Genomic DNA, 23,165 nt, shown 5'->3' on the forward strand with positions numbered 1-23,165 from the left:
CTCTAATCAGGCGGCAGGCGAGATCAGCGTGGCGGTTGCTTCGGCAGCGCTATGGCTCACCGCGCGACCATCTTCCATGCGCACCTTGCCCTCGGCCATCAGCCGGAGCGCCATCGGATAGGTGCGGTGCTCGACGGTCAGCACCCGCGCTGCAAGGCTTTCGGATGTATCGCCGGGGAGAACCGGCACCACTGCCTGCGCGAGGATCGGGCCTTCGTCCATGCCTTCGGTCACGAAGTGCACCGTGCAGCCGGCGACCTTCATGCCGGCGTCGATCGCCCGCTGATGGGTGTGCAAGCCGGGGAAGAGCGGCAGCAGCGAGGGGTGGATGTTGAGGATCCGCCCTTGATGGCGCTGGATGAAGGTTGCCGAAAGCAGCCGCATATAGCCGGCCAGGCAGATGATATCCGGCGATAGGCGATCGAGCTCGGCAAGGATTGCCGCCTCGTGGGCGTCCTTGCTGTCGAAATCCTTGCGCAGGAAACTGCGTGTGGCAATACCGAGTGCTGCCGCCTTGACGAGGCCGCCGGCATCCGCCTTGTCGGCGATGACCGCAACGATCTCGGCGGGAAAACCTGGCTCGGCCGCGGCTTTCGCCAGCGCCAGCATGTTGGAGCCGCCACCCGAAATGAAGACGACGACCCGCTTCTTGCCCGTCGAGACCTCAGTCGTCATAGGGCGAGGGTGCCCTTGTAGATCGTGCCGGCAGCACCTTCGTCGCGCGCGACCATCCGGCCGAGCGTGAAGACGGTTTCACCTTCGTCGGTCAGCACAGAGGCGATCTCCGCAGCCTTGTCCGCCGGGACGACGACGATCATGCCGACGCCGCAGTTGAAGGTGCGCAGCATCTCGTTGGCAGCAACGCCGCCGGTCTGTGCAAGCCAGGAGAACACCTTCGGCGCCTTGATCGCATCGAGGTCGATCTCGGCGGCGAGGTGCTTCGGCAGCACGCGCGGAATGTTCTCGGGGAAGCCGCCGCCGGTGATATGGGCGAGCGCCTTGATCGCGCCGGTCTCGCGGATCGCCTTCAAGAGCGGCTTCACATAGATGCGCGTCGGCGTCATCAGGAGATCGGCAAGCGTGCCTTCGCCGAACGGCGCGGGTGCGTCCCAGGCAAGGCCCGAGAGCGCGACGATCTTGCGCACCAGCGAGTAGCCGTTGGAGTGAACGCCCGACGATGCGAGGCCGAGGATGACGTCGCCTTCGCCGATGTCGCCGGCGGGAAGGAGTTGGCCGCGTTCGGCAGCGCCGACGGCAAAGCCTGCGAGATCATAATCGCCACCCGAATACATGCCCGGCATCTCGGCGGTCTCGCCGCCGATCAGCGCGCAGCCCGCTTCGCGGCAGCCGCTGGCAATGCCGGCGACGATCGCCGCACCCTGATCCGGATCGAGCTTGCCGGTCGCGAAATAGTCGAGGAAGAACAGCGGCTCGGCGCCCTGGACCACGAGGTCGTTGACGCACATGGCGACAAGGTCGATGCCGACGGTGTCGTGCTTGTTGGCGTCGATGGCGATCTTCAGCTTGGTGCCGACGCCGTCATTGGCGGCAACCAGAACCGGGTCGGTGAAGCCTGCCGCCTTCAGGTCGAACAGACCGCCGAAGCCGCCGATCTCACCGTCGGCACCCGGACGCCTCGTCGAGCGCACATGCGGCTTGATCTTCTCGACCATCAGGTTGCCGGCGTCGATATCCACGCCCGCATCGCTATAGGTGAGGCCGTTCTTTCCCGACTGGCTCATGCTCGTTCTCCAAGGCTCGTCGTGCGACAGATATTTTGCGGATGCGATTGGCACGGCAGGCAAGGGAGTGCAAGCCGAGAGCACGGATTGGCGGCGTTTTTTCAACATTTTGCCCATATCCCACGGTAGAAGCGAAGCAGCATGGCTCCAAACCGTGCGGCCTTGCCCGGTTGGACTTGACCGGCGCCCGCGCCGCCCCCTATCTCCTTGCAGGGTTGTGATACGCGATCGGCGCATGCGGCGCGCCAGCGCGGGATGTGGAAAAGTGTGCGCGGTTTTCCGCCCGCACCCCGCTCCCGCTTGTGACAAGCGACCACTGTTATGATTTCAGGTCGATCCGACCTAAAATCATCGCGATCTAAAGGGAGTGTCATGGATATCAAGGTCAGCGGTTCCGGATTGCAGCGCCAGGTCATTTTCTGGCTGCTGGTGCTTGCCGCCTTCATTGCCTTCCTCATGGTTTTCAGCTCTATCCTGCTGCCGTTCCTTGCCGGCATGGCGCTTGCCTATTTCCTCGATCCGGTCGCCGACCGTCTCGAGCGGCTTGGCCTCAGCCGGTTGATGGCGACGGTCGTCATCCTGATCGGCTTCGTCGTGGTCTTCGTGCTGGCGCTCATGGTCATCATTCCCGTGGTCGTCAGCCAGGCTTCGGATTTCATCGCGAACATCCCGGGCTACGCCGCCAAGCTGCAGTTGCTCGTCAACGAAGCGCAGACGCGACTGATCCCCGATTGGCTGGCGAGCCAGATGCCGTCGCTCAAGCAGAGCTCCGGCAAGCTGCTGGAACAGGGAGCCGCTTTCGTCGGCACGCTCTTCCAGCAGATCTGGAACTCCGGCGTGGCGCTGCTCGATGTCATCTCGCTGCTGGTCGTTACCCCTGTCGTCGCCTTCTATATTCTGCTCGACTGGGACCGGATGGTGGAGAAGGTCGACAGCTGGGTTCCGCGCGACTACGTCTCGGATGTGCGCCAGATCGCCCGCGACATGAACACGACGATCGCCGGCTTCGTGCGCGGGCAGGGCTCGCTCTGCGTCATCCTTGGCCTCTATTACGGTATCGGCCTGTCGCTGGTCGGTCTCAATTTCGGCCTGCTGATCGGCCTCTTCGCCGGCATGATCAGCTTCATTCCCTATGTCGGATCCATGGTCGGCCTGGTGCTCGCTGTTGGCGTTGCCCTGGTGCAGTTCTGGCCGGACTATCTTTGGATCGGCCTCGTGCTTGCAGTTTTCTTCAGCGGTCAGTTCATGGAGGGCAACATCCTCCAGCCGAAGCTGGTGGGTAAAAGCGTCGGCCTGCATCCGGTCTGGCTGATGTTTGCGCTCCTTGCCTTCGGCGCGCTCTTCGGCTTCGTCGGTCTGCTGGTGGCGGTGCCGGCAGCAGCCGCCATCGGCGTGCTTGTCCGCTTCGGCATCCAGCGGTACCTTGATAGCGACCTCTATCACGGGCACGGCAAGGCCGTGGAAAAGAAGGCGAAGAGCGACAAGGCCGCCTGATTTCCGACGATTGTCCCGAGTACAGCATGACAAAACGCCCATTCGAACAAATACCCCTGGCCTTCGGCCACGACCCGGCGACGGGCCGTGAGGACCTGCTCGTCTCCGACAGGCTGAGCGCTGCGATCGCCGTCGTCGACCACTGGCCGGACTGGCCGTCGCCGGTCGTCATCATCGCCGGGCCCGTCGGCTCCGGCAAATCGCATCTCGCCAGCATCTGGAAAGAGCGGGCAGGGGCCGAAACGATCCATCCGCTCGCCGGCTCGGATGCCGCGCTGATTGCGGCGGAGAAGCCTGTCCTCTTCGAGGACGCCGACCGCAGTGGCTTTGACGACACGACGCTTTTCCACGTCATCAACAACGTGCGCCAGCATGGCACCGGTCTCCTGATGACGACGCGGCTATGGCCGATGTCCTGGCCGGTGACGCTGCCGGATCTGCGCTCGCGCCTGAAGGCGGCGACCATCGTCGAGATCGGCGAGCCGGATGACGAGTTGCTGACGCAGGTGCTGATCAAGCTTTTCGCCGACCGCCAGCTCTTCGTCGACGAGCGGCTCGTGGGCTATATCGTTCAGCGCATGGAGCGGTCGCTGGAGGCGGCGCAGACGATCGTCGAGCGCATCGACCATCTGGCACTTTCCCGCGGAACGAAGCTCAGCCGGGCACTTGCTTCCGAAGTTCTCGAAGAACTGGGGAATCGGCGGCGGTCCGATTGACTGTCACAGAACCGTCGTCAAACTGAGATAGCCGGTGCAACCGGAGCAATGGGATCGAATGAGCATGGATAACGCGGTATCGGCGGTGAACGAAAACCAGGCGGCAGTGGAGGACATCGATCTGCTGACCAGCCCGCGGCGCTTCATCAACCGCGAATTCTCCTGGCTGCAGTTCAATCGTCGCGTGCTCGAAGAAACGCTGAATACGGCACATCCGCTGCTGGAGCGGATTCGCTTCCTGTCGATCTCCGCTGCCAACCTCGACGAGTTCTTCATGGTGCGCGTTGCGGGCCTGGAAGGGCAGGTGCGCCAGGGCCTTTCCATGCGCTCGCCCGATGGTAAGACGCCGGTCGAACAGCTCGAAGACATCCTCAAGGAAATCGACAATCTGCAGATGGAGCAGCAGGCCTCGCTTGCGGTCCTGCAGCAGTATCTCGCCAAGGAAGACATCCTGATCGTGCGCCCGGCGTCGCTGTCGGCGCAGGACAGGAGCTGGCTTGCCAACGAGTTCGACCAGTCGATCTTCCCGGTGCTGACGCCGCTCTCGATCGATCCGGCGCACCCGTTCCCGTTCATTCCGAACTTAGGCTTCTCGATGGGCCTGCAGCTCGTCAGCAAGACTGGCCGCGAGCCGATGACCGCGCTCTTGCGCCTGCCGGTCGCGCTCGACCGCTTTATCCGGCTGCCCGACGTCAAGAACGTCATCCGCTATATTACGCTCGAAGATATGGTCAGCCAGTTCATCGATCGGCTGTTCCCCGGTTACGAGGTCAAGGGTTCCGGTACCTTCCGCATCATCCGCGACAGCGATATCGAAGTGGAGGAAGAAGCCGAAGACCTGGTGCGCTTCTTCGAAACCGCGTTGAAGCGCCGTCGCCGTGGTTCGGTGATCCGCATCGAGACCGATTCGGAAATGCCGGCGTCGCTGCGCCAGTTCGTCGTGCAGGAACTCGGCGTTCCGGAAAACCGCATCGCCGTTCTCCCCGGCCTGCTGGCGCTCAACACGCTCTCTGAAATCACCAAGGCGCCGCGCGACGATCTGCGCTTCGACCCCTACAATCCGCGCTTTCCCGAGCGCGTCCGCGAGCATGCCGGCGATTGCCTGGCGGCGATCCGCGAGAAGGACATGGTGGTCCACCACCCCTACGAATCCTTCGACGTCGTCGTGCAGTTCCTGTTGCAGGCGGCACGCGATCCTGAAGTGGTCGCCATCAAGCAGACGCTCTACCGCACCTCGAACGACAGTCCGATCGTGCGCGCGCTGATCGATGCGGCTGAAGCCGGCAAGTCGGTGACGGCGCTGGTCGAGCTCAAGGCCCGTTTCGACGAGGAGGCCAATATCCGCTGGGCGCGCGACCTCGAGCGCGCCGGCGTGCAGGTCGTTTTCGGTTTCATCGAACTCAAGACTCACGCCAAGATGTCGATGGTGGTGCGGCGTGAGGAAGGCAGGCTCAGGACCTACTGCCACCTCGGCACCGGCAACTATCACCCGGTGACGGCGAAGATCTATACCGACCTGTCGTTCTTCACCTGCAACCCGGTGATCGCCCACGACATGGCGAACATCTTCAACTTCATCACCGGCTATGGCGAGCCGGAAGCCGGCATGAAGCTCGCGGTTTCGCCGCACACGCTGCGCCCGCGCATCCTCAAGCACGTCGACGAAGAGATCGAACATGCCAAGGCCGGGCGCCCGGCGGCGATCTGGATGAAGATGAATTCTCTCGTCGACCCGGAAATCATCGACGCGCTCTACAAGGCGAGCCGCGCCGGCGTCGAGATCGACCTCGTGGTGCGCGGCATCTGCTGCCTTCGGCCGCAAGTCCCCGGGCTCTCCGACAACATCCGTGTCAAGTCCATCGTCGGCCGTTTCCTCGAACATTCCCGCATATTCTGCTTCGGCAACGGCCATGGGCTTCCATCGGAAAATGCCCTTGTCTATATCGGCTCGGCGGATATGATGCCGCGCAATCTGGACCGGCGGGTCGAGACGCTCGTGCCTCTCATCAACCGGACTGTGCACGAACAGGTTCTGTCGCAGATCATGCTGGGCAATCTCATCGACAACCAGCAGAGCTACGAAATTCTTCCTGATGGCACCTCTCGCCGGATGGAAGTCGGCAAGGACGCCGAGCCTTTCAACGCACAGCATTATTTCATGACCAATCCCAGCCTCTCCGGCCGGGGTGAAGCCCTGAAGTCCAGCGCACCGAAGCTCATAGCTGGCTGGAAGAGCGGCTGGCACAAATAAACTGGAATTGCATGGTCGAATCAGAAGCGCAGGGGCGTCTGCCCGGCATCCGCCCGGTTTCCGTTATCGATATCGGTTCGAACTCCATCCGCCTTGTCGTCTATGAAGGCCTGAGCCGTTCGCCGGCCATGCTGTTCAACGAAAAGGTGATGTGCGGTCTCGGCAAGGGCATCGATGCGACCGGACGCATGGACGAAGAAAGCGTCGAGCGCGCGCTCAGGGCGCTGCATCGCTTCCACGCGCTCTCGAAGCAGGCGCGTGCCATATCGATGTATGTGCTCGCCACGGCGGCAGCACGCGAAGCGAGCAACGGTCCGGCCTTCATCGAGAAGGCGGAGGCGATCCTCGGCCATAAGGTCCGTATCCTCACCGGCGAGGAGGAGGCCTATTATTCCGCGATGGGTATCGTCAGCGGCTATCACGATCCTGATGGCGTCGTCGGCGACCTTGGCGGCGGTTCCCTTGAGCTCGTCGACGTCTCGGGCACGAAGATCGGCAAGGGTATCACCCTGCCGCTCGGCGGCATCCGGCTGTTCGAACACAGCAATGGCTCGCTCACGAAAGCGCGCACCTGGGTGCGCAAGTTCATGAAGAACTCGGCCGTGCTGAGGACCGGTACGGGCCGCACCTTCTACGCCGTCGGCGGCACATGGCGCTCGATCGCCAAGCTGCACATGGAGACCCGGGACTATCCGCTGCACATGATGCAGGGCTACGAGATTTCCTACGACGAGGCGATGGCGCTGCTGCCTGAAGTGATCGAGCCGAAGAGCATCAAGCCGTCGGCCTATGCGACGATCTCGAAGAGCCGCCGCAGCCTTCTGCCCTTCGGGGCGATCGCCATGCAGGAAGCGCTCTCGATCATGAAGCCGGAGCGGATTTCCTTCTCGGCACTCGGTGTGCGCGAAGGCTATCTGTTCTCGTTGCTGAAGGACGAGGAACGCGCCCAGGATCCGCTGCTGACGGCGGCGAATGAAATCGCCATCCTGCGCGCCCGCTCACCCGAGCATGCGCGTGAACTGGCCGACTGGACGGGCCGCATGGTGCCGTTCTTCGGGATAGAAGAGACGGAAGAGGAAAGCCGTTATCGTCAGGCCGCGTGCCTGCTCGCCGATATCAGCTGGCGCGCGCATCCCGACTATCGCGGCCTGCAGGCGCTGAACATCATCGCCCACTCGACCTTCTCCGGTATCACCCATGCGGGCCGCGCCTATATCGCGCTTGCCAACTACTACCGCTTCGAAGGGCTGAACGATGACGGCGCCACGAACGCGCTTGCCGGTATCACCACGCCGCGCTTGCTGGAACTGGCGAAGCTGCTCGGCGGCCTGCTGCGTGTCGCCTACCTGTTCTCGGCGTCGATGCCGGGGATTACGCAGAACCTGACGTTCCGCAAATCGTCCCAGCCGGACGTGGATCTCGAGATCGTCGTTCCGGCCGCCTATTCGGAGTTTGCCGGCGAGCGGCTGGATGGGCGCCTGCAGCAACTCGGCAAGCTCACCGGCAAGAGGCTCGCTTTCCACTTCGAAAGCTGAGGCTGGGGAAAATCTTGTTTCTTGCGGAAAGGGCGCGCCAACCTGGGCTGGCGCGCCCTTTTTGATTATTCGGCCTTCAGGAAATCGCCGACTTCGAGCAGCACGAATTCATTGTCATCGGCCTTGTCGAGCGCGCGACCGGCCGAGAACGGCAGGTTGTTGTCGTTGCCGACGATGATGTGGGTCTCATCGACGCGGTCGACGTTCTCGATGGTGACGAAGGGCATGTCGTAGAAGCCTTCGCCGCCGCCCTGGCGCTTCTTGTTATCCGGGTCGGCGATCTTGAGCAGGTCGATGTAGCCGATCTTGCGGACGGCCTTGCCGACATTGCTGTCATCGAAGGCGATCTTGTAGATGCGCTTGACCTTGGAGCCGGTGGCGAAGCAGTCCGGCTTCGGGTCCTTCGGGTCGGCACACGCCTTGTCGACCGTGCCGGCGCCGTTGTCGCGTTCGATCACCAGCGCGGTCTTGTCGTCGAGCATGTTGAAGTCGCCGATCGCCTCGCCGCCTTCAGCCAGCGGATAGAGCCAGCTGCGACCGGTCCAGGCCTTGCTCGCGACATCGAGTTCGATGATGCGCAGCGCCGGGCGACCATCGGCCTGCTCGACCGTTTCGCCGTCCGTCCAGAGGGGGCCTTCGAGCAGGCCATAGAGCTTGCTGCCATCCTTGGAAAGGGCCATGCCTTCATAGCCGCCGGAGCGCTTCAGGTTGAAAGCGGGCGTCTTCTTCGACGGGTCGGCCTGCAGCGTCAGCGTCGGATTGTCGGGCGACAGGACCGGCTTGCCATCGACCGTCGTCGCAACCACGTCCGTCAGCTTGCCGTCGAGATCGAACTTGAGGATGTAGGGTCCGAATTCTTCGCCAACCCAGAAGCCGTCGGCGACCGGCTGGATCGATTCGACGTCGAAATCCGCCCCGGTGAGATAGCGCTTGTCAGAACCTTCCATGACGATCGGGAAGGGTGCCTTCTTGTCCGGGTCGGTGAGGAAGAGGGTCTTCAGCGCTTCGACCTTGCCCCCATCCCAGTCCATCTTGACGTGATGCAGCATCAGCATGGCGTCGGTGGAGTTCAGCTTGTTGCCGAAGCCATTGTCGGAGAGGCTCCAGAACGTACCGTCCTCCATCGCCTTGATGCCGGAAAAGCCTTGCATCGGCTGGCCGTTGAAGGGCAGCGAAAGCCCGGTCGGGCGAACGCCGTCCTTGCCCGGCACGGTGCCGAGCGCTTCTGCGCGCTTGCGGTCCGCGGAGGTGAACTTGCCGGAGGTCTTCAGGTAATCGGGTGCATCCGAGGGAGCGGCGATGATCGTGTTCGCCGGCAGGATCGCGTGACCCTTCAGCGTTGCGGTGAAGGACTTTTCCTCGGCCGAGGCGGCCATCGTCATCAAAAGTGAGAGCGCCGCGGTGGCGAGAAGCGTTTTCGTCATAAAAGTCACCATGGGTTGGAGCCTCCTGCATGCCTCCTTAAATCGCCCTCGATTTAAGGACAAAGACATGCAGCAATTCGAAGTGCTACAGCGACCTTTACGCGTCTGATAAGACGCGCGGCGCTGTAGACCGCAACCCGATAGGCGGCTTAGATGACGAAGGGGTGATGCTTGTCTGACAGACCGATGAAGCTTTGGTGACAGGCTCAGCCGGCGACGGCGAGGCTCGCCCAGCGTCCTGGTGTTATGCCATAGGCGCGCTTGAAATGGCGGGTGAAATGCGCCTGATCGGCAAAGCCGGTTTCGAGCGCAGCACCTGCAAGACTTTCTCCCCTGGCAATCATCTGCCGGGCGCGCTCCAGCCGGCGCATCAGGAGGTAGCGATGCGGGCTTGTGCCGAGAACTTTGCGGAACTGCCTCGCCAGCGTGAAGCGATCGAGCCCGCTGACGGCCTCGAGTTCCTGGGAACCCACGGGCCGCTCGAGATTGGCGCGAAGGTATTCGGTTGCCTCCAGAACTGCGTGCTTGTCGGCCTTTCCCGGCTTGATGTCCTTGGCGCCGGCATGCCGGTAGAGGCCCTCCGCGATCCGAACGAGGATGTCGTCAAGCGCCAGTTCGTCGATGCCATTGTCGAGGTCCATCACGGCTTCTCCGACCGCCTGCCGCAGGGCCTCGTCACCCACCACCGGTGCTGCGACGAAGGGCAGGGCGCGCCCCGTTTCGCCGAGCGCGGCGAGCAAGCGTTCCGGCTGCAGATACATCATCCGATAGCGCAGCCCGATCTCCGTTCCCGCGCCGCCATCGTGGACCTCGTCCGGGTGGAGGATGATGATGCTTCCGGGCCTGCTGAAACGGCTTTCACCGCGGTACTGGAACGTCTGGACGCCGCCGAGCGTCACGCCGATCGCATAGGTGTCGTGGCGGTGCAGTTCGAAAAATTTCCCATGCAGGCGCGCTTCTATGCGCTCGATGCCATCGACGGCGGGAGCGACCCGGATACCGTCACCTCGCGTCCCGCACAATCGTTCAAGATCGACGGCAGCACCCTCCGATAATGCGTCTTCCGGCACGCCCTGTCGGGCTGAAATGGAGATGACCGTCATGTTCGATACCAAATTTGCGATCGTATTGCGCGAAGACCTGGCAACCTGGCAAAAGCTGAACGTCACCGCCTTCCTCGCCACCGGTATTGCCGGACAGAAGCCCGATATCATCGGCGAAGATTATCGCGACGGCGCCGGCAACGTCTACAACGCCTTGAGCGTTCAGCCGATCATCGTGCTCGCCGCAGATGGGAAGACGCTTGGCAACATTCAACGGCGTGCGATCGAAAGGGATGTGCGGACGTCGATTTATGTCGACGCCATGTTCGCCACCGGCCACGACAATGCCAATCGCGCGGTTTTCGCGGAAACCAGACCGGACGATGCCGCGGTCGCCGGCATCGCCATCCATGCGGACAAGAAGCTGGTCGACAAGATTACCAAGGGCGCAAAACTGCACGGCTGAAGCGGCTACGGCCCGACGGTGACTATTCCGCCGCACTGGGCGCAAGGGCGGACGTCGAGCCTCCGACACGCAGTGCCAGAACGCCGAGCTTTTGACCGCGGCCCTTGATCGCGTGCTCGCCGAGATCCTCGACCCGGACATAGTGCGGCAGACGCATCTTGCGGGCGAGGTCGGTGGAGATCAGCACCTGGTGGCCGAGTGTCTTGCAAAAGCCTTCCAGCCGGGCGGTGGTGTTCACCGTATCGCCGAAATAGGTGATCTTGTGCCTGTCGAGGCCGATTTCGGCAGCGACGATGGTGCCGCCATGAAGGGCTGCGCGCAGGCGCGGGACCTCGCCGAATTCCTTCTGCCAGCGGTGCGCCTCCGCATCGATTATTTCCAGAATGTCGAAGACGCAATGAATGCAGGCCGCATTGTTGGTGGCGCGGTCGAAGGGCCAGGTGATGACGGCAGCGTCGCCCACATAGTCGTCTATCGACCCCCGATAGCGCAGCACAGGGTCGGCAATCGTCGCGAACAGCCGGCCGAGATATTCCTGCATCCTGAGGTCGCCGTGTTTCTCGGCGTAGCTGGTCGAGCCGGCGAGGTCGACGAACAGGAAGACGCGCTCTTCCTGAACCGGATTGCGGTAACGCCCCGTCAGCAGGCTCAGAAAGACATCGCGGCCCAAAAGCTCGCGAACCCGGAGGATGAAGACGAGCGAACCCGAGATACCCAATGCGAAGAGCAGGACCGTCTTGGATGGCGTCATCGCCTCCATCCAGTTGTCGTCCATAACGCCGCTTGTCTGCATGATCAGGCCGGCCGCCGCGTAGCCGACATCGAGAAGCACGAAGTAGATCGCAAGCGAGGCGACAAAGAAGACAGGCGTCGAGAAGGCGTGGATCCGCCGATTGAGGCGCCGGAAGATGATGCGCCTCTCGAAGGCAATGATCGGCAGGCACATAAAGAGCGCGTAGGTGGCGCCGATCAGGGCGCCCTTTCCATAGAAAACCCATGCGTAAACTGCCCCTGCGCCCGCGATGACGAGCAGCAGCAGAAGTCCTTCGAAAGTGGAGAAGCGCCAACGCATAGGAAGCCCCGGTACGGAAGAAGCGGCATACGTGTCAGTCGGCACGCAACGTTGCCGCTCTGCCACGCCTACGGCGGCGCGCGTCTTATCAGACGCGCAAGGGTCGCTGTAGCACTTTGAATTTCTGCATGTTTTTGCCCTTTAATCGGGTACGATTAAGGAAACATGCAGTAGTCACCTTCGTTCGAGACGATGGTGATTCTGTTCCGCCCGGCTTTCAGCTAGAGCCGGATTCGGGCGGAAACTTGACTCCGCCCGATACCGTTTGCCACCTGTCGCAAACGCGATCTAGCTGCCGAGCTCCACCGTCTCGATCTTCTTGTCGACGAAACGAAGAGCCACTTCGCCGTTGATGAGCTTCAGCGCGGTTTCACCGAAGAGTTCGCGCCGCCAGCCCTTGAGTGCGCCGACATCGGCCTTCTCGCCTTCGGCGGCGATCCTGTCGAGATCGTCGCTGTTGGCGATGATCTTCGCGGCCACGCCCTGCTTTTCGGCGATGAGCTTCAAAAGAACCTTGAGCATTTCGCCTGCGGCAGCGGCGCCTTCCGGCGTATGGTTTTGGCGCGGTAGCTTCGGCAGATCGGTCTTCGGGATCGCTAGCGCCTCGTTGACCGCCTCGATGACCGCAGTTCCGGCGCTGGAGCGTTCCCAGCCCTTGGGAACGGTCCTAAGCCGCGCCAGGGCCTCCGCGTCCTTCGGCTGCTGCTGGGCAATCTCGTAGATGGCGTCGTCTTTCAGGATGCGGCCGCGCGGCACGTTGCGGGCGCGCGCCTCGCGTTCGCGCCAGGCAGCGACGGTCTTGAGGACGGCGAGTTCGATCGGTTTCTTGACGCGCATCTTGAGACGCTGCCAGGCGTCGTCCGGATGCAGGTCATAGGTGTCGCGTGCCTCGAGGATCGCCATCTCCTCGGTCAGCCACAACGAACGCCCCTCGCGTTCCAGCTCTGCAGCCAGATACTTGTAGATGTCGCGCAGATGCGTGACGTCGGCGAGCGCATAGTCGAGCTGCTTGTCGGTCAGCGGCCGGCGGCTCCAGTCGGTAAAGCGCGAGGACTTGTCGATCTGGGTGCCGGTCACGCGGTTGACGAGCTGGTCATAGGAGACGCTATCGCCGAAGCCGCAAACCATGGCCGCGACCTGTGTGTCGAAGATCGGGTGCGGAATGAGGTTGCCGAGATGGAAGATGATCTCGATGTCCTGACGCGCGGCATGGAATACCTTGATGACTTCAGGATTGGCCATCAGCGCGAAGAAGGGCGAAAGGTCGATGCCTTTGGCCATCGGGTCGACAATGACGGCGAGATCCGGACTCGCCATCTGGATCAGGCAGAGCTCCGGCCAGAAGGTCGTCTCACGCAGAAATTCGGTGTCAATCGTAATATAATTTGAACGGGCCAGCTGCTCGCAGGCGGCCTCAAGGTCTGTGGTTGTTTCAATCATCAGATTTAAATCACTGTGGCAAAAATGCGGCTTAGATTTTCGTGTAGCTCTTCGCGGCATCTGTCACAATCGAAATTCTCAGACGATCTTGAAATAACCCGTCATGCCGGTCTTCTGATGCTCGATGATGTGGCAATGGATGACCCAGTCGCCCGGATTGTCCGCTACTAGCGCCACTTCCGCCTGTTCGTCGGGCAAAAGCAGGATCGTATCGGTCGGTGGCGGCAGGAAGGTCCGTTTGTTGGAGTTGAGAATACGGAAGCTCAAGCCATGCAGATGGACCGGATGCGCATGCGGCGTCCGGTTGGCAATCTGCAGCACATAGCTCTTGCCGAGTTTCATCTCCTCGATCGGCGCGATCGGGTCCGGCGTGTCGCCTGGCCACGGCACCTTGTTGATCGCCCAGAACGTATAGCCGAGAGAGCCGCAGATCGAAGGCGCCGCCTTGTGCTCGGCCGTCGCCGTCAGCTCGATCGGCACACGGGTCGCGACGGAGAGATCCGCCTCGGCGATCGGGTTGGCGGGCAGGGGGGCGACATCCCTAAGGTCGCGTTTCAGCGACGCGCCGATCGCCCGGAAGCGTGCGATGGTCCAGGGATGCGATCCGCGGAAATTGCCGAGGGAAACGGTCTGGCCCTCGCCATCGGGCATGCGCAACGCCAGGTCGACACGCTGGCCTGGGCCGAAGTCGTAGCGATCGAGGGAAAAGGGTTTGTCGACCGGGTTGCCGTCGAGCGCGATCACCATCGCCTCAGCGCCATCGAGGCCGATCGTGTAGATGCGGGTAACGTCGGTCGCGGCGATGCGCACGCGAATGAGCCCGCCGGCCCGTGCGTCGTAAGTCGGTTCCTGCTGCCAGTTGGCGGTGCGCACCGTGCCATAGGTCCCGCCGCGCGCGGCATCGCGCGGCTTGAACGGATCGATGAAGGCGCCGCCCGTGCCAAGCCGCCAGTCGCGGAGGTTGAGCACGATCTCGGCATCGAAGACCGGATCCTCGGGGTTCTCGACGACGATCACGCCGGTGAGCCCACTGCCCATCTGGGTCAGCGTGTTGCAGTGCGGATGGTACCAGAAGGTGCCGGCGTCCGGCGGCGTGAAGAGATAGTCGAAACGGTCGCCGGGATAGACATAGGGCTGCGTCAGCTCGGGAACGCCATCCATGGCGTTGGCGATGCGAAGGCCGTGCCAGTGCACTGTCGTCGGCTCGTCGAGCCGGTTGATGAGACGCGCGGCGTAGGGCTCACCCTTGCGCATGCGCAGGACCGGCGGCACGCCGCTGTTTTCAGCCTCGCCCAAACCGTAGGTCATCACCTTCGGCGTCACGCCATCCCTGGCGATCTGCGCTTCGGTGAGGCGTGCCGTCAGGGTCTGCGGATCCGGCGCGGCCCCAGCGCGGGCCGCCATGCCGGCGCCGAGCGCAAAGGCACCTCCCAGAGCAGCGGAGCCTTGAAGAAAAGTGCGGCGGCTGATGACGGGCATTTCGGCAATCTCGGCTGCTGTTCAGGTTGCTGCCGGTTCTAAACCTGATTGTGGAGTTCAGCAATTATCCGAACTGCGCGCATCTTGCCGCAGGCTCAGCCATCCTTGCGCTTGTGGTTGTTGCCAGCGGCGAGCTTGTTGAAGAAGGACGAGGTGCGCAAAAGGTTGCGGAACGGCATTGCGCGCTCGCCGGCGGGCACCGGCCCGCGCGCCGTCATGCGCTGCAAGGTGTAGAGCATGAACAGGAACAGGATCGCCGCCGTGTAGATGAAGAGGGCCTGCGGCCCGAAGATCTCGAGCAGGAAGGACGCAAACAGCGGGCCGATGATCGCGCCAAGCGACCAGAAGAACAGCATGCCGGCAGATACCAGCGCATGCTGCCCCTCGGCGGCGTGGTCGTTGGCATGGGCCGAACAGAGCGAATAGAGCGGCATGGCAAAGGCGCCGAAGAGGAAGATGCCGGCAAAGTTCAGCCATTCGTCGTTGCCGGCGCCGAAGGCCAGGAACAGGCCGGCGAGCAGCGAGCCGAAGGTGGCGATCAGGATGATCAGCCGGCGGTCGATCCGGTCGGAATAATGGCCGAGCGGATATTGCAGCACGACGCCGCCGATGATGCCGGCGCTCATGAAGGTGGCGATCGCCGTCACTGAAAGGCCGATGCCCTGGGCATAGATGGGCCCGAGCGAGCGGAAGGCGGCGTTGGTGAGGCCGACGACGATGCACCCGACAGTCGCGAGCGGCGAAATGTTCCAGAGCGCCTTGACGTCGAACCGGATCGCTTCGGGCGCTACCGGGCTCGATCGGTCGGCAAAGGAGATCGGCACTAACGACAGTGTCAGTGCCATGGAGATGATGGCGAAGAGTTCGAAGCCCTCGAGGCCGATGCCGGGGATGACATATTGCGCCGCCGTCACCGATCCGAGGTCGACGAGGCGATAGACGGAAAGCGTACGCGCCCGGTTGGCATTGGTGACGCTGGCGTTCAGCCAGCTTTCGACGGTCGCAAACAGGCAGGCGAAGCAGATTCCGGCAAGCAGCCGCATCAGAAACCACATCAGCGGATTGATGACGAGCACCATCGAAATGGCCGCGGCGGAGGCAATTGCCGCCATTGCCGAGAAGGTGCGGATGTGGCCGATGGCGCGCAGCATGCGGGTGACATAGACGCAGCCGAGCGCGAAACCGATATTGTAGCCGGCCCCGACGACGCCGATCAGGGATGTCGAGAAACCTTCCTCCAGCGCACGAAGCGAGATGAAGGTGCCCTGCAGGCCATTGCCGCCGATGAGGATGCCTGCGGTGACGAGGAGGGGGATGAGCGGGCGAATCTGAGACATGGGGCAGGCGACATCCGGGAAAGCGGCCGCGACTCGGGGGATCATTGTGGGGCCTTCCAATGTGTAGCCCCGCATTCCGTGGCCGGACAGCCCCGAATTGTGACGATTGCCGTTCTTTTCGCGGCATTTCGGCCTGCTTCTGTCTCAAGCGGCCTTGGACTGGCCGTTTCCTTGGTTTAGAACGCATCTCCATCTGGGGCGGCGGCGGGTCGCGCGGCTTGACAAAGCCGGCGCATCATGCGCTTTTCCGCCCGATTTTGACCATGTGCCGCGCGCCGTGTCCCACGAGCCTGCGCGGCTCTTTCGCAATTCCGGGATAAAACGATGCATCGTTACCGCAGCCACACCTGTGCCGCCCTCCGCAAGTCGGACGTCGGCTCCACCGTTCGCCTTTCGGGCTGGGTCCACCGTGTCCGTGACCATGGCGGCGTGCTCTTCATCGACCTGCGCGACCACTACGGCATCACCCAGGTCGTCGCCGATCCGGACAGCCCGGCCTTCAAGTCGGCTGAAACCGTTCGCGGCGAGTGGGTCATCCGCATCGACGGCCGCGTCAAGGCTCGCACCGACGACACCGTCAACAAAGGCATGCCGACCGGCGAAATCGAGCTCTACGCGCAGGAGATCGAGGTACTCTCGGCCGCCAAGGAACTGCCGCTGCCGGTCTTCGGCGAGCCCGACTATCCGGAAGACGTGCGTCTCAAGTACCGCTTCCTCGACCTGCGCCGCGACACGCTGCACAAGAACATCGTCAAGCGCACCCAGATCATCTCGTCGATGCGCCGCCACATGGGCGAAGTCGGCTTTACCGAATACACGACCCCGATCCTGACCGCATCGTCACCGGAAGGCGCACGCGACTTCCTGGTTCCGTCGCGTATCCACCCCGGCAACTTCTATGCCCTGCCGCAGGCGCCGCAGCAGTACAAGCAGCTCTTGATGGTTGCCGGCTTCGACCGTTACTTCCAGATCGCGCCGTGCTTCCGCGACGAAGACCCGCGCGCCGACCGCCTGCCGGGCGAGTTCTACCAACTCGACCTGGAAATGAGCTTCGTCGAGCAGGAAGACGTGTGGTCGACGATGGAGCCGGTCATCCGCGAGATCTTCGTCGAGTTTGCCGATGGCAAGCCGGTGACGGAAAAGTTCCCGCGCATCCCCTATGACACGGCGATCCGCAAATACGGCTCCGACAAGCCGGATCTGCGCAACCCGATCGAGATGCAGGCGGTTACCGAGCACTTCGCCGGCTCCGGCTTCAAGGTTTTCGCGAACATGATCGCCTCGAACCCGAAGGTTGAAGTCTGGGCGATCCCGGCCAAGACCGGTGGCTCGCGCGCCTTCTGCGACCGCATGAACGCCTGGGCCCAGAGCCAGGGCCAGCCGGGCCTCGGCTACATCTTCTGGCGCAAGGAAGGCGAAAAGCTCGAAGGCGCCGGTCCGCTTGCCAAGAACATCGGCGAGGAACGCACCGATGCGATCCGCACCCAGCTTGGCCTCGATGACGGCGACGCCTGCTTCTTCGTCGCCGGCGACCCTTCGAAGTTCTACAAGTTTGCTGGCGAAGCCCGCACACGCGCCGGCGAGGAGCTGAACCTCGTCGACCGTGACCGCTTTGAATTCTGCTGGATCGTCGACTTCCCGTTCTACGAATGGCTGGAAGACGAAAAGAAGATCGATTTCGCCCACAACCCCTTCTCGATGCCGCAGGGTGGCCTCGAGGCGCTGAACACCGAAGATCCGCTGTCGCTCAAGGCCTACCAGTACGACATGGTCTGCAACGGCTTCGAGATCGCCTCCGGCTCGATCCGTAACCAGCTCCCGGAAGTCATGGTCAAGGCCTTCGAGCTGACCGGCAAGTCGCAGCAGGAAGTCGAAGAGCAGTTCGGCGGCCTCTATCGCGCCTTCCAGTATGGCGCACCGCCGCATGGCGGCATGGCCTTCGGTATCGACCGCATCGTCATGCTGCTCGTCGGCGCCAAGAACCTGCGCGAGATCTCGATTTTCCCGATGAACCAGCAGGCCGTCGACTTGCTGATGGGTGCGCCGTCCGAGGCGACGCCGGCCCAGCTGCGTGAACTGGCGCTTCGCCCGATCCCGCAGAAGAAGGATTGAGGTCGAAGAGACCTGTCAAAAACGAAAGCCCGGCGATCGTCTCGCCGGGCTTTTTTCATGGTCTGCCTGTGATCTGGGTTCAGTGCTTGCCGTAGAACGGCGCGGCTGAACCCTCGACGGTCGCGTTCGCCATGCGAGAATGAGCGTCTGGCGGCCGTCAGAAGTCCATTCCAGCACCAGACGGCGGCGTCGGTCCGTTCTTTTTCGGTTTTTCGGCGATCATGGCCTCGGTCGTCACCAGCAGGCCGGCGACGGAAGCCGCATCCTGCAGCGCCGCGCGCACGACCTTTGCGGGGTCGATGACACCCATGCGGAACAGATCGCCGTACTCTCCGGTCTGGGCGTTCCAGCCGTGGGCAAAGTCACTGTTCTCCCGCAGCTTTCCAACGATCACCGAACCTTCAGCGCCAGCATTCTCGGCGATCTGGCGCGCCGGCGCCTCGAGCGCCCGCCGAACGATCTCGATGCCGACGCGCTGATCGTCATTGGCGGCCTTGAGCCCGTCGAGCGCGTGGACGACCCTCAGCAGCGCGACGCCGCCGCCGGGCAGAATGCCTTCCTCTACCGCGGCTCGCGTCGCATGCAGGGCATCGTCGACCCGGTCCTTCTTTTCCTTCACTTCGACTTCGGTCGAGCCGCCAACCCGGATCACCGCAACGCCGCCGGCGAGTTTGGCGAGCCGTTCCTGCAGCTTTTCCCGATCATAGTCGGAGGTCGTTTCCTCGATCTGTGCCTTGATCTGGCTGACACGTCCGCCGATATCCGCCTTCGTTCCGGCGCCATCGACGATCGTGGTGTTTTCCTTCTCGACCATCACCCGCTTGGCGTGCCCGAGCGTGTCGAGCGTCACGTTTTCAAGCTTGATGCCGAGATCCTCGGAAATGACCGTGCCGCCCGTCAGGATGGCGATGTCCTCGAGGATGGCCTTGCGCCGATCTCCAAACCCGGGGGCCTTGACGGCTGCGATCTTGAGACCGCCGCGCAGCTTGTTGACGACGAGCGTGGCAAGCGCTTCGCCCTCCACATCCTCGGCGATGATCAGCAAGGGACGGCTCGCCTGGATGACCGATTCGAGAATCGGGATCATGGCCTGGAGGTTGGAGAGTTTCTTCTCGTGGATGAGAATGTACGGGTCCTCAAATTCGACGCGCATCTTCTCCTGGTCGGTAATGAAATAGGGGGAGAGATAGCCGCGGTCGAACTGCATGCCCTCGACGATCTCAAGTTCGATCTCGGCGGTCTTGGCCTCCTCGACGGTGATCACACCCTCGTTGCCGACGCGCTCCATCGCCTGTGCCAGATAGTTGCCGATTTCCTTGTCGCCGTTGGCGGAGATCGTGCCGACTTGGGCGATTTCCTCGTTGTTGGAAATCTTGCGGGCATGGATCTTCAGTTGTGCCACGATCGCCTCGACGGCGAGGTCGATGCCGCGCTTGAGGTCCATCGGGTTCATACCCGAGGCGATTGCCTTGACGCCTTCCCGGACTATCGCTTGAGCAAGCACCGTGGCCGTCGTCGTTCCGTCGCCGGCAACATCGCTGGTGCGTGACGCCACCATGCGCAGCATCTGCGCCCCCATGTTCTCGAACTTGTCTTCGAGCTCGATCTCCTTGGCAACCGAGACGCCATCCTTGGTGACGCGCGGCGCACCGAAGGCCTTGTCGATCACCACGTTCCGCCCCTTCGGGCCGAGCGTCACTTTCACGGCATCGGCGAGGATATCGACGCCACGCAGCATACGGTCGCGGGCATCGCTACTGAACTTGACTTCCTTGGCTGCCATCGTTGACCTCCCTCAACACAAAACACGTGGCCTGATGCTCCCGCCGCCCGCCGCGCGGGGGCAACCTTGCATGCAATCAAAAATCACTAGCGCAGCCTCGCCGCCTGATCGGCTAGGTCGCGAAGTCCCGTTCCTCGTCATTGTCCGGCGTCAGGATATCGATCAACGCCGCAACCCGGCCAGCCGGCAAGTGGCGGCCTTCGCCGATCAGCGCCTCGTCGTTGTTGACCCAAGCAATGGCCTCGGCGAGTTCGCCGGCCGTGGCCCCCGTCGCCAGCAACTCGGCCATCAGTGTCTCGTCGACCGGGCCAAGGATAGCGGTGATATCCGCATGCTTCAGTCCCATGGGCTCCTCCTTCCGTTTTATCGGTCAGGAATGCGGGGACCTCGGATCCCCGCCCAATGTAAATAGGCCGGGGTCTGAAGGCATCAAGCGCTGATCATATCATGGAAGCCAAGTGGGCGGAAAACCATGAGGCGTCATTCCGGCCGAAGCGCGTTGTCCAGGAAATACCATTGGTCGAGATGCGCGCGAACGACGGGCTCGATCGCATCGTTCAACAGCAGCATATCTTTCACGAGGCGTGCATTCGGCTCATCGGAAGCCGGAAGCCGGAGGGGCTCCAGCGCCTGGCATTCGAAACGGAAACCGTCGGTGCGCAAGCCGTACCAGGGGCAGATCGTGGCACCCGTCATGCGCGCCAGGCGGATGGCAAGCGCGAGATTGCCTTCCTGATGAGGTTTGCGATCGAAGAACGGTCCGCGGATCATGCCGCCAAAGCCTTCGTCGCAGAACATACTGACGACGCCGCCGCTCTTCAGGATCTTGATCGCCGGTCGGATTCCTTCCATGCCCGGCGGCAGAAACCGCAATCCGGCCTTGCTGCGGACGCGCTCGGCGATCCATGCTTTGGCACGGCTCTTAGGTGGTACGTAGAAGGCATGAGGCTGGAGACCGAGACTGCGGAACGCGATCGTCCCAACTTCCCAATTTCCGAGATGAAGCCCGACGAGGACGACGGGGCCGTCTTTCGCCACGTCGCGGATCGGAGCAAGGCCATCGGTCCGCAACCTCTCGCCATGCCGCTGCAACCTGTTGATGACGGAAAATTCTGTCATCAGCCGTCCCTGGGCCTGGCAGTTTTCGAGGAACAAGGCTTCCTGTTCCTCGGGGCTCAGGTCCGGACGCAGATGTTTGATCGTATCCCGGGCGCGCTGCGTGGCGATCTTGTGAAAGCGCGGCACCACGAAAAGGCCGAGTGCGGCCCCCAGGCGTGAGCATGCATCCATCGGCAGAAGCTTCATGCCGAAATGGGCAGTGAGATTGGCAAGGTTCCACAGATTGTCGGTAATCCAATAGCGCCGGAAGGCCCGGGACCGGTCACCGCCTGCCAATGCGTCCCCAAGACGCGGCGGTTGCTCCTCAGCGAAAGTCCAGGCCTTGCGCTTGGCAATCGGTCCCCTGACGCCAGGATTATCCGGCGCCATGCGACGTGCCTTCTCGCCTGTGTAAAGTGACCGGAAGCCCGCCCTTCGGTCTGAGGGTCAGCCGGCAGATCGGCTCGACCGCGTGGCGTTCGCGCAGGCGAACCCGGTAGCGCTGAGCGATGATCGCCAGGCAGAGGATCGCTTCCGTCAGGCCGAAATGCAGGCCCGGGCAGACGCGGGGGCCGCTGGCGAAGGGAATGAAGCTGTAGGGCGTCGGGCGACGGCCTTCGGTGAACCGCTCCGGATGGAAGTGGTGTGGGTCTTCGAACAGACTTTCCGTGCGGTGCAAGAGCCATGGCACGATCAGGACGAGCGAGCCCGGCTCGGCGGCAACGTCGCCGATCATGTCCGCCTCGCGCGTCTGTCGCGCCAGGATCGGAACCGGCGGGTAAAGGCGAAGCGTTTCTTCAATGACGGCCCGGCACCATTCGAGCCGCGGCACGTCGTCGATCGTCGGCGTCCGGTCGCCGCAGACCCTGGCGATCTCGTCGTGCACGGCCTTCTCGATCCAGCCTGCTTTCGAAAGCAGATACCAGGTCCAGGTAAGTGTGGCTGCCGTCGTCTCGTGACCGGCCATGAAGATGGTCGCGGCTTCGTTGCGCAAGGCGACGAGGTCGAGCTTCAGCTCCGGATTTCGCTGCTGCCGCCGGATGAGCAGTTCGACCATCGAATTATGGTCGCCGCGGCCGGCAAGGTGATCCTCCACCACCTTGTCGATGGTCCCATGGATGCGCTTGACCGAGCGACGCAGGCTCGGGGTGCGCAAGACAGGAAGCCCGTCGTCGAAGCCGAGGAAATAGCCGATGTTGATGGAATCGACCAGCGACTGGTAGCTGGTGAAGCCCTCGGTCACGGCGGCCGCACTGTCGTCTCCGAGTTGGTTGCCGAAGACGCTGCGTGCGATGATCTCGGCGGTCAGGCCCGCCATTTCGTGCAGGGCGTTGACCTCGGCACCGTCGGGCATCTGGTTCCAGCGCTCGACCAGTTCGCTGGTTGTCTTCTCCATGACAGGACCGAAGGACGGCACTCTCTTGGCGTGGACGATATCGGCCACCAGCGGCCGGCGTTGCTTCCAGGTGTCTCCATCCGAGATGAACAACCCGTCGCCGAGCAGAAACTCGAGCGCCCGGCGCATCTGCGGGCTCTTGCGCTCGAAGTTCTCGTGTCGCTTGACGACCACTTGTCGGATCAGATCGGGCGAGTTGACGACGATGATCTGCCGGCCGAGGATCCGGGTCTGCGAGACGTTTTCGGTATAGTCGCTGGCGCGCCAGATCGACAGGAAATCCGTCCGCGCCTGAAGCAGGAGCCGTAGCGGCTTACCTGGCGGACCCGAATAGTAATCGGCACGGACGGGGGCGAATTTCCCCTCCAGCAATTCTTCCCTGAAATTTACAGATTGCTGGAGCCAGGCGAGCATTTACGTCCGATCTGCCGTAATATGAAGATGATATTCAGGCGTATATTTGTATTTCTTACACAGAGTCCGAGAATTCCTCGTCGAGGCTGAAATGCTCTCAAGTTCACGGAACGTCGAATTCTCGGCCGCCTGAGTGTGGCATGCACGATTTTGATGAAAAACGCTATCGCCCGGCGGTGAAATTTTCTTGGCGCCATGAACGACGTTCGGAGAGAGTAACGGCCACTGCAACCGAAGCGCGCGCCTTCAAGACGTACGGTGCCGACCGTTTGCATGGCCGCAAGTAGAAACAGCCCTTGTCCTGTGGAGGGCCGGCGGGTGCAAAATACAGATCTGCTGAATGAAGCTGGACCAGAGGTCCTG

19 protein-coding genes are annotated in these 23,165 nt (G+C 62.5%); 7 read left to right on the forward strand and 12 right to left on the reverse strand.

Going from position 1 to position 23,165, the window contains the following annotated elements; genetic code table 11:
- Positions 1-6: 6 nt before the first annotated feature.
- Positions 7-675, reverse strand: a complete 669-nt coding sequence (gene purN / locus ACN9MO_RS04465) for a phosphoribosylglycinamide formyltransferase (RefSeq protein ID WP_057252632.1) — start codon at positions 673-675, stop codon at positions 7-9.
- Entirely contained in the window at positions 672-1,742 is a 1,071-nt protein-coding gene (gene purM / locus ACN9MO_RS04470) for a phosphoribosylformylglycinamidine cyclo-ligase (protein ID WP_058329396.1), read from the reverse strand. The genes purN and purM overlap by 4 nt, the downstream gene beginning before the upstream one ends.
- A 372-nt stretch (positions 1,743-2,114) precedes the next feature.
- Between purM and ACN9MO_RS04475 the strand changes: the two genes are divergently transcribed.
- The 4 genes from ACN9MO_RS04475 to ppx all read left to right on the forward strand — a co-directional run bounded on the left by ACN9MO_RS04475 (position 2,115) and on the right by ppx (position 7,738).
- Positions 2,115-3,236, forward strand: coding sequence for an AI-2E family transporter (locus tag ACN9MO_RS04475; RefSeq protein WP_058329395.1), 1,122 nt, complete (start codon positions 2,115-2,117; stop codon positions 3,234-3,236).
- A gap of 26 nt (positions 3,237-3,262) precedes the next feature.
- Positions 3,263-3,952, forward strand: coding sequence for a DnaA regulatory inactivator HdaA (gene hdaA, locus ACN9MO_RS04480; protein ID WP_425986718.1), 690 nt, complete (start codon positions 3,263-3,265; stop codon positions 3,950-3,952).
- Positions 3,953-4,016: 64 nt separating this feature from the next.
- Positions 4,017-6,203, forward strand: coding sequence for an RNA degradosome polyphosphate kinase (locus ACN9MO_RS04485; RefSeq protein WP_057252898.1), 2,187 nt, complete (start codon positions 4,017-4,019; stop codon positions 6,201-6,203).
- 11 nt (positions 6,204-6,214) lie between these two features.
- On the forward strand, positions 6,215-7,738 hold the full coding sequence (ppx, locus tag ACN9MO_RS04490) for an exopolyphosphatase (protein WP_058329393.1): 1,524 nt from the start codon (positions 6,215-6,217) through the stop codon (positions 7,736-7,738).
- 65 nt (positions 7,739-7,803) lie between these two features.
- Here ppx and ACN9MO_RS04495 read toward each other — a convergent pair whose 3' ends face one another.
- Complete coding sequence (locus ACN9MO_RS04495) at positions 7,804-9,162, reverse strand: esterase-like activity of phytase family protein (protein WP_112995478.1); 1,359 nt, start codon at positions 9,160-9,162, stop codon at positions 7,804-7,806.
- A gap of 206 nt (positions 9,163-9,368) precedes the next feature.
- Positions 9,369-10,265 carry an AraC family transcriptional regulator gene (locus ACN9MO_RS04500; protein ID WP_113132292.1) on the reverse strand — a complete coding sequence of 299 codons (897 nt, stop codon included), beginning with the start codon at positions 10,263-10,265 and terminating at the stop codon, positions 9,369-9,371.
- Between ACN9MO_RS04500 and ACN9MO_RS04505 the strand changes: the two genes are divergently transcribed.
- Entirely contained in the window at positions 10,264-10,671 is a 408-nt protein-coding gene (locus ACN9MO_RS04505; RefSeq protein ID WP_112995479.1) for a DUF2000 family protein, read from the forward strand. The genes ACN9MO_RS04500 and ACN9MO_RS04505 overlap by 2 nt on opposite strands.
- Positions 10,672-10,693: 22 nt before the next feature.
- Here the strand turns inward: ACN9MO_RS04505 and ACN9MO_RS04510 are convergent, their stop codons facing one another.
- The 4 genes from ACN9MO_RS04510 to ACN9MO_RS04525 all read right to left on the reverse strand — a co-directional run bounded on the left by ACN9MO_RS04510 (position 10,694) and on the right by ACN9MO_RS04525 (position 15,999).
- The gene (locus ACN9MO_RS04510) at positions 10,694-11,743 is read right to left on the reverse strand and encodes an adenylate/guanylate cyclase domain-containing protein (protein WP_058320200.1); all 1,050 of its coding nucleotides are present in this window, start codon (positions 11,741-11,743) and stop codon (positions 10,694-10,696) included.
- Positions 11,744-12,031: 288 nt separating this feature from the next.
- Positions 12,032-13,183, reverse strand: coding sequence for a ribonuclease D (rnd, locus tag ACN9MO_RS04515; protein ID WP_058320199.1), 1,152 nt, complete (start codon positions 13,181-13,183; stop codon positions 12,032-12,034).
- A 78-nt stretch (positions 13,184-13,261) separates the two neighbouring features.
- Positions 13,262-14,662: a multicopper oxidase family protein gene (locus ACN9MO_RS04520; RefSeq protein WP_112995463.1), complete on the reverse strand. Its 1,401-nt coding sequence runs from the start codon at positions 14,660-14,662 to the stop codon at positions 13,262-13,264.
- Between the two features lie 95 nt (positions 14,663-14,757).
- Positions 14,758-15,999, reverse strand: a complete 1,242-nt coding sequence (locus tag ACN9MO_RS04525; protein WP_058320506.1) for an MFS transporter — start codon at positions 15,997-15,999, stop codon at positions 14,758-14,760.
- 324 nt (positions 16,000-16,323) lie between these two features.
- Between ACN9MO_RS04525 and aspS the strand changes: the two genes are divergently transcribed.
- On the forward strand, positions 16,324-18,111 hold the full coding sequence (aspS, locus tag ACN9MO_RS04530) for an aspartate--tRNA ligase (protein WP_112995464.1): 1,788 nt from the start codon (positions 16,324-16,326) through the stop codon (positions 18,109-18,111).
- A 157-nt stretch (positions 18,112-18,268) separates the two neighbouring features.
- Here aspS and groL read toward each other — a convergent pair whose 3' ends face one another.
- From groL to ACN9MO_RS04550, 4 genes are all read right to left on the reverse strand, one after another.
- Positions 18,269-19,894: a chaperonin GroEL gene (gene groL / locus ACN9MO_RS04535; protein WP_057252609.1), complete on the reverse strand. Its 1,626-nt coding sequence runs from the start codon at positions 19,892-19,894 to the stop codon at positions 18,269-18,271.
- 112 nt (positions 19,895-20,006) lie between these two features.
- Positions 20,007-20,240, reverse strand: a complete 234-nt coding sequence (locus ACN9MO_RS04540; protein ID WP_057252607.1) for a hypothetical protein — start codon at positions 20,238-20,240, stop codon at positions 20,007-20,009.
- Positions 20,241-20,374: 134 nt separating this feature from the next.
- Positions 20,375-21,382, reverse strand: a complete 1,008-nt coding sequence (locus ACN9MO_RS04545; RefSeq protein WP_057252605.1) for a lysophospholipid acyltransferase family protein — start codon at positions 21,380-21,382, stop codon at positions 20,375-20,377.
- Positions 21,369-22,802 carry a cytochrome P450 gene (locus ACN9MO_RS04550; RefSeq protein ID WP_058320197.1) on the reverse strand — a complete coding sequence of 478 codons (1,434 nt, stop codon included), beginning with the start codon at positions 22,800-22,802 and terminating at the stop codon, positions 21,369-21,371. The genes ACN9MO_RS04545 and ACN9MO_RS04550 overlap by 14 nt, the downstream gene beginning before the upstream one ends.
- Before the next feature lie 140 nt (positions 22,803-22,942).
- Here ACN9MO_RS04550 and ACN9MO_RS04555 point away from each other — a divergent pair, with 140 nt between their 5' ends.
- Complete coding sequence (locus ACN9MO_RS04555; RefSeq protein WP_162728061.1) at positions 22,943-23,089, forward strand: hypothetical protein; 147 nt, start codon at positions 22,943-22,945, stop codon at positions 23,087-23,089.
- Positions 23,090-23,165: the final 76 nt, after the last annotated feature.

Origin of the sequence: Ensifer sp. R-19, assembly GCF_049905105.1 — a bacterium.
Lineage (GTDB): Bacteria > Pseudomonadota > Alphaproteobacteria > Rhizobiales > Rhizobiaceae > Ensifer.